This is a genomic window from Burkholderia sp. Ac-20344 (assembly GCF_017104975.1).
GTDB lineage: Bacteria > Pseudomonadota > Gammaproteobacteria > Burkholderiales > Burkholderiaceae > Burkholderia.
Window position 1 is genome coordinate 18,181 of sequence record NZ_JAAGPP010000043.1, and the last position, 15,993, is coordinate 34,173.

The window sequence follows — 15,993 nt, forward strand, 5'->3', positions numbered from 1 at the left end:
GTATCTTGAAAAAGTGTGGTTTCAGGTCTCGGAAAACTCCGCCCATTGCCATGCGTCCGGCGCGGCCAGCAGCGCGTCGACCAGCCGGAAATTCATCTCGTGGCTCGGCCGCAGTGCGCTCACGCGCGCCAGCAGCGGCGCGCCGGCCAGCGCGAGATCGCCGACCAGGTCGAGCACGCGGTGCCGGACGAACTCCTCCGGCAGCCGCATCCCGCCCAGCACGCGATTGCCGACGATGGACGCCGTGCACGACGGCCGCGCGCCGCGCAGGATCGGCACCCCGCGCAGATAACCGGCGACGATCGCGGGGACCGCCCACTTCACGCGGCCATAGGAGCGCGATGGCGCGATTTCGGTCGCGAAGGCGGCCGGCGTCAGCGCACCGTCCCAGTGCATGTCGCCGAAGCCGCGCAGGTCGTTGCGCACGCTCAGCTCATAACGCGGCGCGGGCTCGATCCGCATCTCGCGCCGCTGGTCGCCCTCGCCGTCCGTGACGACGACGGGCCGCAGCACGCGGATGAAGCGTTTCGGCGCAGCGAGCGCGACGCGGCCGCACGCGCGGATCGCGTCCACCCACGGCGCGGCGCTGCCATCGAGAATCGGCACTTCCTCGGCATCGATCTCGACGATCGCGTGATCGATCTCGCACGCGAGCAGCGACGCGAGCAGGTGCTCGACCGTGCGAACGCCGACGCCGTCGGCATTGCGCAGCATCGTGCACAGCGGCTGCGCGCGACGCAGCGCGGGATCGACCGGCAGCGTCGCGAGCGTGCGCCCCTGCGCGACGCGACGGAACGCGATGCCCGTCACGCCGTCTTCCGGACGCGCGGGCAGGATCCGCACGCCCACCCGGCGCCCTGTGTGCAGCCCGTGACCGTCGATCGCCAGCGGACCTGCCAGCGTGCCCTGACGCGTCGCCCAGCCGGACGGCGCGCTCATCGCGCGACCTCCAGCGTCGGCGACGCCTGGCCCGCCACGGGCGACGGCCGCGTATCGAGCATCGCGCGCGCCTCGCCGTCGATCGCATGCTTCGCAGCCAGCGCGGCGACGGCCTCCTGCGCGGCATCGGCCGCGGAACCGGCGTCGACATCGGCCGACGCGCCGATCGAATCGACGATGCGTCCGGCCAGCGTCGTCACCGACGCGCCCTCGGCAATCGCCATCACCGACAACTTGACCTCGAACGCTTCCTCGACCGCGAGGCCGAGCTCCATCCCCATCAGCGAATCCATGCCCATGTCGAGCACGGATTTGTCGAGTGCGATGCGATCCGGCGTCATGTGCAGGATCCGCGCGATCTGCGCCTGCAGCGTCCGGGCAACCAGCGCGATCGCTTCGTCGCGCGGCAACGCCAGCACTTCTTCGCGCAGCTGCGTGCCGCCGTCGCGCGCATCGCCGCCCTTCGCATGCGATTGCAGCAGCGCATACCGGCGCGCCTTCGCGGCCGGCATCCCGCGCGCCACCGCGTGCCAGTCGAGCCGGACCACGGCTTCGCCCGCCGCGCCCGCCACCAGCGCGCGCTCGAGCGCGACCATCGCCTCGTCGGACGTGATCGATGCGCCGCCGATCCGCGACTGCAACGCCTCGCGCGTATCCGCATGGCGTGCGAGGAAGCCGACGTCCTCGAGCGGCCCCCAGGCCATGAACGTGCCCGGCAAGCCCGCCGCGCGGCGATGTTCGACGAGCGCCTCGAGGAAGGTGTTGGCCGCGACGTAGTTCGATTGCCCCGGATTGCCGAGATAGGTCGTCGCCGACGAATAGACCACGAACAGGTCGAGCGGCAACGCGCGCGTCGCGCGATGCAGGTTCCACGCGCCGGCCACCTTCGGCGCGAGCACCGCGGCCATCCGCGCATCGTCGAGATTGCGCACGAGGCCATCGTCGATCGACATCGCGGAATGCAGCACGCCCTTAAGCGGACTGCCGCGCCGGACGATCGCGTCGATCATCGCATCGACCGCCGCTGCGTCGGTTACATCGCACGACACGACATCGACCGTAACGCCAAGCGTCGCGCGCCAGCGCTCGACTTCCTCGCGCGCCGCACCGGCAAGCTCGCCGGAACGGCTCGCCAGCGTCAGCCGGCGGGCGCCGCGCTCGACCATCCAGCGCGCGCTCGCGAAGCCGAGCCCGCCCGTGCCGCCGACCACCAGGTACGTGCCATGCGGATCGAGCGCGAGCGAACCCGCACGCGTGACGCCGCGCGTCGGCGCCGGCGTGCCGGACGGATAGGTCACGAGCACCTTGCCGATCTGGCGCGCCTGCTGCATGTAGCGGAACGCATCCTCCGCCCGTTCGGCCGGAAACGCACGATACGGCAGCGGATGCAGCACACCGGCCTCGAACAGCGCCATCACGTCGCCGAACAGGCGTGCGGTCAGTTCCGGCAGCGCCCGCATCAACTGGTCGGCGTCGATACCGAAATAGCTGATGTTGTTGCGGAACGGCCGCAGCCCGATATGGCTGTTTTCGTAGAAGTCGCGCTTGCCGAGCTCGAGGAAACGACCGAACGGCCGCAGCGTATCGATGCTGCGCACCATCGCTTCGCCGGCGAGCGAATTCAGCACGATGTCGATGCCCTGGCCGCCCGTCAGCGCGCGAATCTCGTCCGCGAACGCGAGGCTGCGCGAATCGAGCACGTGGTCCGCGCCGAGCAGACGCACGAACTCGCGCTTCTCGTCGCTGCCGGCCGTCGCGAACACTTCCGCGCCGAAGTGGCGCGCGAGCTGGATCGCGGCGATCCCGACTCCACCGGCGCCGCCGTGCACGAGCACACGCTCGCCGCGACGCAGCCGCGCAAGCTCGACGAGTGCGTAGTACGCGGTGAAGAACGTGGTCGGCACGGTCGCCGCTTCCTCGAACGACAGCCGCTCGGGTTTCAGTGCAATTGCTTGCGCGCGCGTCCTGACGCGCGTCGCGAACGAAGCCGGCGCGAAGCCGAGCATCGCGTCGCCCGGCGCGAATGCCGTCACGGCGTTGCCCACCCGCACGACGCGGCCGGACAGTTCCATCCCGATCGTCGCGCCCGCGAAGCCGGTCTCGACTGCTTCATCGGACAAGAGCCCCATCGCATACATCACGTCGCGGAAATTGAGGCCGGTGGCAACGGGCTCGATCTCCACCTCGTCATCGCCCAGCGGGCTTTCCGGCAACGCGAACCATTCGAGATTGCGCAACGAGCCCGGCGCGTCGAACGCGAGCACGGCCGCACGCGCGATCGCGCCATCGTTGCGGGCCGCGGCCTGCGCGGCCGTCAACATACGCGGCACCTGCCGCCCGTGGGCGCCCAGGACGACTTCTTCCTCGACCGCCGCGCCGGTCAGCTCGCGAATCAGCGCGTCGGGGATCCGGTCCGCAGCCCGATCGACGTCGATCAGGCGACACGCGAGTTCGGGATGCTCGTTCGCCAGCACACGACCGAGACCCCACAGCGTGGCTTGTTCCGGATGCGCATTCGCGGTCCCGGCGAACGGCGCGCCGCCGCGCGTGACGACGGTCAGCCGCGTGGCCGCGTTCGGCTGCGCACCGAGCGTGCGAACGAGTTCCGCAAGAGCGATCACGCCGTTACGCTGCGCGGCCATCAGGCCATCCCCCGTCGCCGATTCGGCGAGCGGCGTTTCCGGCGCGCAGAAGACAACATGCGTCGGCCGTCCGGCCGGCAACGACGCGATCGCATCGGCCGCGTGCGTGACGTCGACGATATCGGCCGGATAGCCCGCGCGCGCCAGTGCATCGGCGAGCCGCCCGCCGAAACTGCCGGCGGCATCCGGTGCGTGCACGACGAGCCATTGCTCGCTGCGTGCAAGCGTATCGAGATCGCTCGGTTCCTCGCCGCGTTGCGCGACAACGGCGCTCGCGGGGTTGCGCGCGATGACGAACGTCGGCGTGCCGTCCAGATCGAGCGATTGCTCGACGTGCCGCACGACATCGACGAAACCCGCGCGTTCGAGCGCCGCATCGAGATCCGCCGGCGCCAGCGGCACGGGCGCATCGGCTTCCGTCGACGAAGCCTGCGCGCCGAATACGATGTCGGAGAAACGGCCGCGACGCGACTCCGCCAGCAGCAGCAATCCGCCCGGCGCCAGCCATGACCGCATCGCATTCAGCGCGTCGGCCACATCGTGACGGCCGCTCAACGCGCGGTTCGCGACGATCAGGTCGTAAGGGCCGGCTTCGTCGGCCGCCAGCGACAGCCGCTCGCCCGACTGCAACGCAACCGTGCGCACCGCCGCTTCCGCATCAGCGTCGAACCCGGCGAGTTGACCGGCAGTCGCCGCAATTGTGTGATCGCAGCGCGCGGCCGCGAGATGCATGCCGAGCGTCTGCAGCACGTCGCCGTCCGTCGCGCCCAGCTCGAGCACACGCAACCGGCGTGCCGGTTGCCATGCGTCGACTGCCTGCTCGACGCTTGCGGTCAGCAACGCGTGCACGTGCTGCCACGTCGGCGATGCGGCAAGGAGTTGTTCGACCAGGCTGTGCCCGGTCGGCGACAGCAGGCGGGCGCCGTCCTTCGCACCGTTCAGCACGTCCGGCAACGCCGCGCCGCAATGCGCGAGCAGCGTCAACTCGGCCACGTGCCCCGGTGATTCGGCCAGCAGCCCGCGCCACAGCTCGTCGAGCGGCGGCAACGCCGCGCACGCTGCGTCGTCGCGTACGAGCAGCGCGCCATCGCGATGGGCGAGGCCGTCCTCGACCAGCATGTCGGCAAGACGCGTGGCCAACGCCGCACGCCCGGCCGCCGGCTGCCATGCCCCGCCGAACGCGCCGAGCGCATCGAACGCGCGGAGCGCGTAGAGGCTCGCCAGCACGTCGAGCAGCGGCAGGATTTCGGTCAGATGCTGCGTCCGGCGGACGTCGTGCCCGGCTGCATCGAGCCGTGCGGCAGCAAGCGCGAGCAACGCGTCGGGGGCCGGCAAACCGGCTGCATTGACGTCACCCGGCAGCGGCACTTCTTCAAGGCGGTAGACGAAGCGCGCGGGCAGGTTCTGCCGACGGCCGACGAGATCGACACGCCGGAACCGGCATGCGCCGAGCCGCGCGACAATCGCGCCGCGCGCGTCGAGGAATTCGAAATGCGCGACGATCGAATGCGGGCTGTGGCGGTCGATCCGCACCAGTACCCGTTCGACCGTGTCGCCGCGCAGATAGTCGACCCGGCCGATCTGCACCGGCACGTAAGCCGGATGCTCGCCTTCGCGCGCATGCGCCGCAAGGAGTGCGAACAGCGGATGAAACCCGCTGTCCATCAGCGCCGGATGCAGCAGATAGGCGGACAATGCGCGCGCATCGCCGCATGCCGCCGGCGCGGCGACGTCGGCCAGCGCTGCGCCGTCGCCTTCGGCGACCCGCACGCTGCGGACCCAACGGAACGCCGGCCCGTAAGCCAGACCAATAGCTGCCGTGTTGGCGTACAACGTGTCGCCGTCGGCTGCGGGCAGCGCGAGCAGACGATCGAGCGCGTCGGACGGCACGACGCTCGCGTCGCCGAGCGCGTTGCCGCTTTCCAGCATCCGCCCCGTCACGTTCAGCGTCCATGCGCTGTCGGACATCCGGTCGCGCGTCTCGATCGTGAAGGTCGCGGTGCGCGGCTCGATCACGAGCCGGAACAGTTTCGCCTGCTGCGGCTGGAATACCACCGGCGTGCGGATCTCGACGTTTTCGAGCGCCGCATCCGGCGTATCAAAGAAGGTGCGTGCCGCGGCGAGCGCCATCTCCACGTACCCGGCCCCCGGGAACGCCACGCCGCCGTCGACGACGTGATCGGCCAGCATCGGCAGCTTCGCCGGATCGAGCTGGTTTTCCCACGCGAATGCGTGCTCGTGGAGACGATAGCCGAGCAGCGGATGCTCGCGGCGACGATTGACGAGGCCGTAGCCTTCGACGGTCGGCGTCAGCCAGAAATGGTCGCGCTGCCACGGATAGGACGGCAATGCAGCACGCGATTCGCCCGGCGCGAAGCGGTCGGGATCGACGCTCGCACCGTGCGCGATCGCCGCGAGAATCGCTTGCCGCAGCGTCGCCGCGCTGCCGTGATCGCGCTTGAGCGTCGGCAGCGCCACGCCGGTCGCGCCGGCGGCCGAGAATGCCTGCTTCACGTACGTGCGCAGGATCGAATGCGGCGAGACCTCGACGAACAGCCGGACGCCCTGCTCGATCAGATGCGCGATGCCGTCGCCGAAGCGCACCGGCTCGCGAATGTTGCGCCACCAGTAACGAGCATCGAGCTCGGTGCCGGCCAGCGCGCCACCGGTCACGGTCGACACGAACGTGCCGTTGCCCGGCTGCGGCCGCAGGCTCGCCAGCTCGGCCAGCACGACCGGCTCGATGCGGTCCATGTGGCTGCTGTGGAACGCGTAGTCGAGATCCAGCATCTGGAAGAACTTGCCGCTGCCGCGCAACGCGGCCTCCAGTGCCTGCAGGCCCTGCAGCTCGCCCGCGAGCGTCACCGCGTCGGGGCTGTTGATGCCCGCGATCTCGACGCGCCGCGCCAGCCCGTGGCGCGCGATCAGTTCGCGCGCCGCCGCGTCGCCGATGCCGACCGCCGCCATCCGGCCGCTGCCGCGCGTCATCGCTTGCGCGCGGCTGCGGATCTTGATCACGCGAACCGCGTCGGCGAGCGACAGCGCGCCCGTCACCCACGCCGCGGCAATCTCGCCGACGCTATGGCCGACGGCCGCGTCGTAACGCATCCCGCGCGCGTCGATCACGCGAATCATGCCGACCTGGATCGCGAACAGCAGCGGCTGCGCGTTCTCCGTCGCGGCGAGCCATTCGGCGCCCGCGCCGGCCAGCCATTCCGCGCCCGGGCCGCCGCGCATCACGTCGACGAGCGACGGGCTGCCATCGGCACACCACAGCGCGTCGACTTCGTCGAGCGCCGCGCGGAACACGGCGTTCTCCGCATAGAGTTCGTTGCCCATCCCGACCCACTGGCAGCCGTTGCCAGAGAAGACGAGCGCGGTGCGGACCGCGTCGGCCGGGGCCTGGCCGGTTGCCACGCAGGCCGGCAGGCCTTCCGCTGCCGGCTGGGCCAGTGCCGCAAGCGCCGCGCGGCCTTCCGCCACGTCGGCCGGCGCAACGATTGCTCGATGTTCCAGCCACTGGCGACGACGTGCGGCCGCGGCGGCCAGTGCCTGCCAGTCGCCGCCGTTGTCGAGCATCGTCAGATAGCGGCCCGCGAGCGCGCCGAGCGCATTCGCGCTGCGCGCGGTCAGGACGAGCGGAGACAGTTGCGCTTGTGTCGGCTCGGGCTCACGCGCGGCCGCCAACGCCGCGTTTGCAGCCGGCGCCTCTGTCAGCACGACGTGTGCGTTCGTTCCGCCGAAGCCGAACGAGTTGACGCCGACCGTCAGCGGCGCGTCGCCCGCGTCGAGCGGCATGTAGCGATCGACGACGCGCAGACGCCCGCCGTCGAAATCGATGCCAGGATTGGGCGTGACGAAATGCAGCGAGCGCGGTACCGCGCGATGCTTCAGGCACAGCACGGCCTTCAGCAGCCCGGCCATGCCGGATGCCGTCTCGAGATGGCCGATGTTGGTCTTGACCGAACCGATGAGCAGCGGACGATCCGCCGGGCGCTCGCCCGATACGACGTCGATCAGCGCACGCGCCTCGATCGGATCGCCGACCGCCGTGCCGGTGCCGTGCGCTTCGAGATAGGCCAGCGACTGCGGATCGATGCCCGCGCGCGCGTACACGCTGCGCAGCAGCGACGCCTGCGCGGCCGCGCCCGGCACGCTGATGCCGCCCGGCGAGTGGCCGACCGAGTTCACGCCGGAGCCGGCGATCACCGCGTGGATCGTGTCGCCGTCGGCGAGCGCGCGATCGAGCGGCTTGAGCAGCACGAACGCGCCGCCTTCCGAGCGGACATAGCCGTCGCCGGTTGCATCGAACGTGCGGCAACGGCCGCGCGGCGACAGCATCGACGCCTTGGAGAAGCTGACGAAACCGAACGGGTGCAGCAGCAGGTTGACGCCGCCCGCGAGCGCCACGTCGGCTTCGCCGGACTGCAGCGCCTTGACGGCCTGGTGGAGTGCGACGAGCGACGACGAGCAGGCCGTGTCGACGGACATGCTCGGGCCGCGCAGGTCGAACAGATAGGACACGCGGTTCGACGCGATGCTCAGGGTGTTGCCGGTCGCCGAATATGGATCGATCACGTTCAGATCGTCCATGTTGCGGTTGCCGTAATCCATGCTGGCGGCGCCGACGAAGACGCCGCAGTTGCTGCCGCGCATGTCGGCCGGGCGCACGCCCGCGTCCTCGAACGCTTCCCATGCGAGTTCGAGCAGCAGGCGCTGCTGGGGATCCATCTGGGCCGCTTCGCGCGGGGAAATGCCGAAGAACGCGGCATCGAAGCCGGCGACGTTGTCGACGACGCCGGCCGAGAACGTGTAGCTCTTGCCCGGCTCACGCTTGGACGGGTGCTGGTAGAAATCGGTGCCGAAGCGGTCGGCGGGGATTTCGGTGACTGCGTCGCGTTCGTCGCGCAGCAGTTGCCAGAAGTCGCCGAGATTGTTCGCGCTTCCGGGAAACCGACAAGCCACCCCAATTATTGCAATCTTACTGTTCATCTTTTATGTCGCTTTCTCGGATGCGTGCGGCTGTTCCGCGCGATTTCCGTCATCTTGTACCACATGCAGCAGCGCCGCCCCAAGCTCTTCGGCCGCCAAATTCAGGCATTCGGGAGCATCTGTGCCGTAATTTCGCCAAATGAAGTAGTCGCTGGTTTGTGGAGAAACGCCCAGCTTTTCGAATACGTGAGGTAACGCGGGAACATGGTCGCCGTAAAAACAAACGACTGTTTCACGATCGCTGGCGCGCAAATGATCGAGCAAGCGGCCGATCATAGCGTCGGCGTTTTCAATGTGCCGCAAGTAGGCTGTCAGGTCGCGCCAGGATGGGTCTTCGCCGAGAGTATGCCTTGAAGACGATTCTCCTGGTAATACCTGCTCGAGGTGCAGTGGGCCGTGGTTCTCCATTGTCATCGCGAAGATGAACTTGGGCTCGTCCGTTGGCACATTCAAGGTCTCAATAATCTCGTCTGCGACCGCTGCATCGGACACATAGGGCCCAAACCTCGACGCGCCAGCAAAGGCCTCGACGCCAACAAACCTGTCGAACCCCATCAACGGAAACACGCGATCGCGGCCGAAAAAATCAGCATAGTACGGGTGGATCGCGACCGTCGAGTAGCCACCGCGACAGAACCAGCTGGCAATCGATGCGCATGTCCGGCGAACAAATGCATACGGATAAAAACGCGCGTAACCCAAGCTATCTGCCCTCAATCCTGTCAACAACGCGAACTCCGTTCGCATTGTGTTAGCCCCCCAGGCTGGCACTGTCAGCTCACCACAAACAGTGGCCTCCTGGCGGGCCTGATCGAATCGGGAAAGAATATCGCGATTGATTGCCGGCCCCACTCTACGGACATCAAAAAAGGATTCGCTCTGGATCACAACGACATGCGGGTGCTTAGCTGGGGCACCAGCGACGAAGACCCCTAACCCCATCTGCCGCTCGAATTCCCGGAGTGTGGAAATGCGCAGGCCATTCAGCAAATAGGCGACGAATACTGCAAAAAAACCGAACCGCCTCTGATCGTCGACAGCGACAAGAGATAGCTCAAGATGAGCGGCAAACCAACGCGCGCACAGAAAACACATCGCCGCAGCCAACATGGCAACACCGCGAAAGCTCGAAAACAGCGGACGCTCGAGCACGTAGCCGCTTATCAGCAATATCACGCCGGCCGCAATCCCAACTACCTTGCCTACGCTCAGGAACGGCAGGTAGAGACGTGGATGGGAGAAAAGTTGGCTGAAGAGACTGAGGTCGGTGAACACGAAAGGCTCGAGCAACGACTCGTACTTCGCATTGCTCACGGCAGCTAGAAGGCCGACAAGTGCAACAGAAACAAACGCAGAAAAGACCGGCCGAATGGTTAGCGAGAAAGCCACGCAAAACACGAACATGACTGCGAAAGCGTGCAATGAGACGGCAGCCAGCGGCCGATGTCCCACGCCTCGCGGACGGGCGATCAAATCCAACACAAAGGACAACACCAGCGCCGCTGCAACTACGAGACCCTGCGTCGCAAGTTCCCCACTCAAGCTATCGCCCCTCTCGCGGAATGTAGGACAGGCGCGACAGTATGGCATCTGCAATCCATACCGGCAAAACGTTAAGTAGTCGCATGCCTACTGCAAGCATTGCCGGAAAGGCGACTTCAGCACGTTTAGCCGCAAGCCCGGCACGTATGTGGCGGGCCGCCTTGTCGGCCGACCATATGAATGGTTTGTCACCGGGAAACACATCGCTCATCGAAGTTTTTACGAATCCCGGCAAAACAACGGACAATACAATCCCCTCACGTGCAAGCAGCGGACGAACCGAGTCGCCATAGGCCTTGATCGCCGCCTTGCTGGCGCAATAGGCCGGCGAGATAGCCATACCGCGGAGTGCCGCGATCGAACTGACCATTGCAATCTGCCCGCACCTGCGCACACGCATCCTCTCGACTACCGGCAGGACGGCATGTAGAGTGCCGTAGAAATTGGTATCGTTGACTGCCACCGTTCGATCGAGGGTCTCCCAATCGGAACTGGATGCGAGCGTGCTTGCTGCCCCTGCATTGGCGATCAACAGGTCGATCGGGTAAGCGTCGTCGAATCGATGAAGCCAGGCTTCTAGTTGCAACGCATTTCGAACATCGATACGACCGGTGACGACAGTTGCTCCCCGCTCACGACAAGCCGCTTCGCACGCGTTAAGCCTCGCTTCGTCACGGGCAACCAATCCAAGGACAACCCCAGGAGCGGCATAGTCTAGTGCCAATGCAAGCCCAATTCCGGAACTAGCGCCCGTAACGACCACGTGACGTACGCGCTCCTTAAACACGAGCCGCCTCAAGGCGTATGACTGTCCGCTCCACCGCCATCGCAATTCCGCTACGGGTATAAAAGTCACCGTTGATCTGGGTGTGATGCATGATGTAGTCAAGGAATGCTTGATAAAGTGCCATGTCGGGACGATCGGCTTGCGTCCAGAAATCCTCAAGCGTCCCTTGCCAAGTGAGGCCCTGTATATCGTAGATCGCAGTTCCCAACGTGATGAGCGGTCGGCAATGGTGAACTGCGGACAGCCCCACTGTGCTATTCACGACCACGACACCCCTTGCACGCTCCAGCAGAGTTGGCAAATGTCCGGAATCAATAAAGCGCAGACGGTCGGCAAGACCCAGAACGCCGGCAAGCTGGGCGACGAACCGACGATAATTGATTAGTCCCGTGTCAAGCGGATGATTTTTGATCACCAGGAGGCTGCCCTCGGGCGCATGGGCTGCAAACGACCGCATGACGCGATCAATTGCACTGCAGACTCCGTCAAACGGGGAATGAAAAACTATCTGCGCATCGGAATTAAGTTGCAACGGGAACAGATAATATGCGCACCCCTCATCAAGCAGCGCTTTCGTTACTTTGGTCGCCTCCCGACGATGCCTGCCTTGCTGGAGAGCGCGAAACCCTAATCCAGCATATTCAACCACACCGTTCTTCGGCCGATGCGATTTATAGTTAGGAAACTGCGCAGCATAGAAAGCGTTAGCAGCGCGATACCGGATATCGTGCAACGAACGTTCGTAGAGATTGTAGCCAGTCGGCAAGCCGGCAGGACTTGGCGGAAGCACGCTGCGCTGGTCGAAATACCATTTCGGATCGCGCGGAAGCAGTGAGCGCCCGTTGACGCCGTGCGCTTCGAGTGTCAGCCAGTGCGGCCGAACATACCCTTCCTCGAACACATGTACTTTCACACCCATCGCCTGCGATATTGGATGAACATGCGCATGCACCTCGCGGCAATCGCCGAACATGAGAATGTCTGAATAGCTGCCTGCCTGCAGCATTTCCCGGTACCAGCCTGGAAGGTCGCTCGCTCGGCCACTGTAGTTCAGGAAAGGCCCTTTACAACTGTAAGCCAAATCTCCGCCGCAGAAATTTACCCTGCGTACCGCATGCCCTCGGTCGCGCAACGCAGACGCAAGCTGGCCGAAGAACGGTGAGGCCGTGCCCTGCAAGGCAAGGAAGGATCGATGCATCGATTTTTTGAGCGGAGCAAAAACAGGGCACCCAAGAGCCCCCCCTTGGGAAACGAGCCTGTCTGGATGGTTTTGTTGGCGCTACGGGCTGGACAGCGGAGAATACATCATTACGCGGGAAAGAAATATAAAGCTCACAAAAATTTAAAATCAGTGTCGCTCCGACGCCGAAGACCGATAGCAATAGTCATATCAAGTCGTTATATAATCGCCGCTGCGCCGCTCTCCTTCCTTGCGCCGCCCCGCCGCCATACCCTCAAACGTATCGGCAAATGCTCGAGCCGCCTCTCCGAAGATGTCAGGCGTGTGAACCAAGCAAAATCCAACCGAGAAAGCGGTATCAGTTGATGGGATCTGTTGTTTTTCGGGTTAATCCAGCGGCATCCAGTTCCTTCACCATGACGAGTGATGTGCGGAAGGATTGGTACGGGCCGGGCATGTGGCGGCAGAGGCTGATCTCCCGGAAAACTCCCCTGGTCGCTCGAACTCGTCAAGCAACACTCGACCACCAGACGACCGGGGCAAAATCGGCGAGATCTCTCGCTCCGTCAGCTCGAAGCAGGACGACGCGGTTTTGCGCTGCGGCCTTTGACCTGCCCGTTCCGCTGTTACCGGAATCACACAATGCGCCGAACCCGCTCGCCTCACCGGCAACATCAAGCGGAGAGCTACGAAGCGCCGGCCCGTTGAAGCCATCAGTTCACCGAACCGGCTGCACAAGCGATCCGGGGCACAACCTGACAACGCAATGACAAACTATGCAACCGCTCGACGACGGACAACTCGCCGCCGACGATCTGCTATGCCTCCATTATTGAGCGATTGCTGGAGCGCTTCCCGTTCGAACGCTAAAATTGCTCGACGAAGGATGCGCACCGCCCGACTACCGGTTCAGCAGCGATCCAGCCGCACTGTACCCAGTGTCACCGACATTGCGCATCGCCTCGCGGGCAGCCGTCCGGGCGTCGATGAAACCCTGGGAGTCGGCCGACTAGGTACTCGACTCGAATGTCCGACTCGCTTTCCTACGTAGCCGATCTGTTGTTCGACATCTTCGTCTCGGATGCCTGCCGATCATGCCCGAATTAGCAACACCGACCCGTCTGCCGTGTACCGCAGCTTACTTGAGATTTTTTTGCTCGCTGCACCGTACGTTCCCGTTTGATGCGACACGTTCGCCAAACCCCACTCTTTGATTGTGATCGATTCGAAATGGAAGTTACCGCTTCTTCCGCAGCGCGCCGAGAGTCGCTGGTGCACAAAGTAACGAACAAGCTTCGTCGCGCCAGCCCGCTCTTCATTTGCACGGTGGTCATCCCGACAGTTGTTGCCACGACGTACTATGGTCTGATCGCATCCGACGTCTACATCTCAGAATCCCGCTTCGTGGTACGGAGCCCCGAGCGCCAATCTCAAAGTACGCTCGGCGCGTTGCTCACTAACACCGGGCTGTCTCGCTCGCAGGACGACAGCTATACGGTCGAGGACTACATCCTCTCGCGCGACGCACTGAAGCGCTTAAACGAAAAAATCGACCTCGCCGCCGGTTACTCGGCACCGGCAGTCGACATATTCAGCCGGTTTGGTGGCTTTTCGTTTGACAAGAGTTTTGAAGCGCTTTACCGCTACTACCAAAACAAGGTAACGGTCCAGCTCGACTCGGCATCGTCGATCACGACCCTCACCACGCGTGCGTTCACGCCGGAGCAGGCATACGCTGCGAACGAAAACCTCATCGAGATAAGCGAAGGCCTGGTCAACCAGCTCAACAACCGCGCGCGCGAAGACATGATCAAGTTTGCATCGCGCGAAGTTGAGACGGCCGAACAACGCGCCAGAACCGCGGCGCTCAATCTTTCGGATTACCGGAACAAGAAGGGCGTGATCGACCCGGAGCGGCAGTCCGCCCTGCAGCTTCAACAGGTCGCCAATCTTCAGGATGAAATGGCCGCGGCTACGGTCACTCTCAACCAGGTCAGACAAGCATCGCGCGACAACCCCCAAATTCCGATCCTAGTGAACCGGATCAGCTCGCTGCGCGACGAGATTGCCAAAAGAAGCAATCAAGTTACCGGTGGCGACCGCTCGCTTGCCAACAAGGCCGCCGAATATGAACGCCTCTCTCTCGAGAGAGATTTTGCCGATAAGCAACTCGCGGTCGCGCTCGCTTCGCTCGAGCAAGCCCGGAACGATGCGATGCGCAAGCAACTTTATCTCGAGCGTGTCGTACAGCCGTCCAAACCGGATATGGCACTCGAACCGCGTCGCCTGCGGAATATTCTTGCGACCTTGATCCTCGGCATCATTGCCTGGGGTGTTCTAACGATCCTGATCGCCGGCATTCGAGAGCATCGTGACTGACACGACAACGACCATTAAGCCTTCTCTCTGGCGCTCGTTCGAGATCCAGCGCCAGGTCATTTTCGCGCTACTAATGCGCGAGATTATCACGCGGTATGGACGTCACAATTTCGGCTTTCTGTGGCTCTTTCTTGAACCGATGATGTTCACGTCGGGGGTCACGATCGTTTGGTCTCTCGGTCACTTCACCCATGGCTCGAATCTGCCTATTGCCGGCTTCGCCGTGACTGGTTACTCGTCACTGCTTGTCTGGCGAAACTCCGGCAACCGCTGCTCGAAGGCAATCGAGCCAAACCTGAGCTTGCTCTATCACCGCAATGTCCGGGTACTCGACGTCTTCCTATCACGCTTGATACTTGAAACGGCTGGCGCCACCGCATCCCTGTCGCTCCTGGTCCTGATATTTACCGCGCTTGGCTTGGCTTCGCTTCCTGCCGATTTGCTTACGATGACGATCGGCTGGCTGATGCAATGCTGGTTCGCATTCGCCATTGGCCTGACGATCGGCGCCGCCTCCGAGCGCTCGGAGGTGTTTGAGCGCGTCTGGCACACCGCCACTTACCTCCTCTTCCCGTTCTCGGGTGCCGTTTTCATGGTCGACTGGCTACCGAAGGCGGTACATCCGTACATTCTCGTGTTGCCGATGGTTCATGGTGCCGAAATGATTCGGCACGGGTACTTCGGAAACATTGTCCGGACGCACGAAAACCTTCTCTACTTTATCGCGGCCAATTCCGTATTGACGTTGATCGGGATGATGCTGGTCAGGGACGTCAGCAAACGCGTGGAGCCGGAATGATCGCAATCAAAGCCGTCACAAAGGTTTATCACACCCGCCAGGGCCCACGCGTCGTCCTCGACAAGATCGACCTGAACGTGCAGAAAGGGGAAAAAGTCGGCATCCTCGGCCGCAACGGCGCGGGCAAATCGACGCTCATCCGGATGATCAGCGGCGCCGAATTTCCGACCTCCGGCAACATTGAGCGGAATATGACCATTTCATGGCCACTTGCGTTCGGCGGAGCATTTCAGGGCAGCCTCACTGGATACGACAACCTTCGTTTCATTTGCCGTATCTACGGGGTGGATTTCGCCAAGGTTGCGCCGTACGTGGATGACTTTTCCGAACTCGGCGTGTACCTGCGGGAGCCCGTCAAGAAATACTCATCCGGAATGCGAGCGCGACTCGCATTCGCAATTTCCCTGGCCGTCGATTTCGACTGTTTCCTGATCGACGAGATTGTGGCAGTCGGTGATGCGCGCTTTCATGCGAAGTGTCACCACGAATTGTTCGAGAAGAGAAAGGATCGCGCCATGATTATCGTTTCCCACGATGCCGGATATATGCGCGAACACTGTGATCGCGCCGCCGTACTCGTGTCCGGAAAGCTGCACAATTTCGACACTGTCGACAATGCGCTTGATTTCTACTACAGCGAATCCAACGTTTAAATCATTAGAATTTTTCTTAAACTACAAATACCAATTGCATTCACGATCAATCGATATTCACCGCACTTTACTGTCACGAA

General features: G+C 63.7%; 8 protein-coding genes. 3 read left to right on the forward strand and 5 right to left on the reverse strand.

Annotation, left to right across the window (positions count from 1 at the left end):
- Positions 1-21 precede the first annotated feature (21 nt).
- Genes G3N64_RS16050 through G3N64_RS16070 form a run of 5 tightly spaced genes read right to left on the reverse strand, consistent with a single transcriptional unit; the run spans position 22 to position 12,100 of the window.
- Entirely contained in the window at positions 22-939 is a 918-nt protein-coding gene (locus G3N64_RS16050; protein ID WP_205784810.1) for a UDP-3-O-acyl N-acetylglycosamine deacetylase, read from the reverse strand.
- Positions 936-8,573, reverse strand: a complete 7,638-nt coding sequence (locus G3N64_RS16055; RefSeq protein WP_205784811.1) for a type I polyketide synthase — start codon at positions 8,571-8,573, stop codon at positions 936-938. The genes G3N64_RS16050 and G3N64_RS16055 overlap by 4 nt, the downstream gene beginning before the upstream one ends.
- Positions 8,574-8,576: 3 nt before the next feature.
- Positions 8,577-10,115, reverse strand: coding sequence for an LTA synthase family protein (locus tag G3N64_RS16060; protein ID WP_241021007.1), 1,539 nt, complete (start codon positions 10,113-10,115; stop codon positions 8,577-8,579).
- A 1-nt stretch (position 10,116) separates the two neighbouring features.
- Positions 10,117-10,902 carry an SDR family NAD(P)-dependent oxidoreductase gene (locus tag G3N64_RS16065; protein WP_205784813.1) on the reverse strand — a complete coding sequence of 262 codons (786 nt, stop codon included), beginning with the start codon at positions 10,900-10,902 and terminating at the stop codon, positions 10,117-10,119.
- Positions 10,895-12,100, reverse strand: a complete 1,206-nt coding sequence (locus tag G3N64_RS16070) for a capsular biosynthesis protein (RefSeq protein ID WP_205784814.1) — start codon at positions 12,098-12,100, stop codon at positions 10,895-10,897. Before G3N64_RS16070 ends, G3N64_RS16065 begins: the two co-directional genes overlap by 8 nt.
- A gap of 1,212 nt (positions 12,101-13,312) precedes the next feature.
- Between G3N64_RS16070 and G3N64_RS16075 the strand changes: the two genes are divergently transcribed.
- Genes G3N64_RS16075 through G3N64_RS16085 form a run of 3 tightly spaced genes read left to right on the forward strand, consistent with a single transcriptional unit; the run spans position 13,313 to position 15,913 of the window.
- A complete protein-coding gene (locus tag G3N64_RS16075) occupies positions 13,313-14,461 on the forward strand; it encodes a hypothetical protein (RefSeq protein ID WP_205784815.1) in 1,149 nt (382 codons plus the stop codon).
- Entirely contained in the window at positions 14,454-15,260 is an 807-nt protein-coding gene (locus tag G3N64_RS16080) for an ABC transporter permease (RefSeq protein WP_346778819.1), read from the forward strand. The genes G3N64_RS16075 and G3N64_RS16080 overlap by 8 nt, the downstream gene beginning before the upstream one ends.
- The gene (locus G3N64_RS16085; RefSeq protein WP_205784816.1) at positions 15,257-15,913 is read left to right on the forward strand and encodes an ABC transporter ATP-binding protein; all 657 of its coding nucleotides are present in this window, start codon (positions 15,257-15,259) and stop codon (positions 15,911-15,913) included. The genes G3N64_RS16080 and G3N64_RS16085 overlap by 4 nt, the downstream gene beginning before the upstream one ends.
- Positions 15,914-15,993 lie beyond the last annotated feature (80 nt).

Excerpts from the sequence above, each read along its gene's own strand:
- G3N64_RS16070 (WP_205784814.1), bottom strand. The coding sequence starts at position 12,100 with ATGCATCGATCCTTCCTTGCCTTGCAGGGCACGGCCTCACCGTTCTTC.
- G3N64_RS16085 (WP_205784816.1), top strand. The coding sequence starts at position 15,257 with ATGATCGCAATCAAAGCCGTCACAAAGGTTTATCACACCCGCCAGGGC.
- G3N64_RS16075 (WP_205784815.1), top strand. The coding sequence starts at position 13,313 with ATGGAAGTTACCGCTTCTTCCGCAGCGCGCCGAGAGTCGCTGGTGCAC.
- G3N64_RS16055 (WP_205784811.1), bottom strand. The coding sequence starts at position 8,573 with ATGAACAGTAAGATTGCAATAATTGGGGTGGCTTGTCGGTTTCCCGGA.
- G3N64_RS16050 (WP_205784810.1), bottom strand. The coding sequence starts at position 939 with ATGAGCGCGCCGTCCGGCTGGGCGACGCGTCAGGGCACGCTGGCAGGT.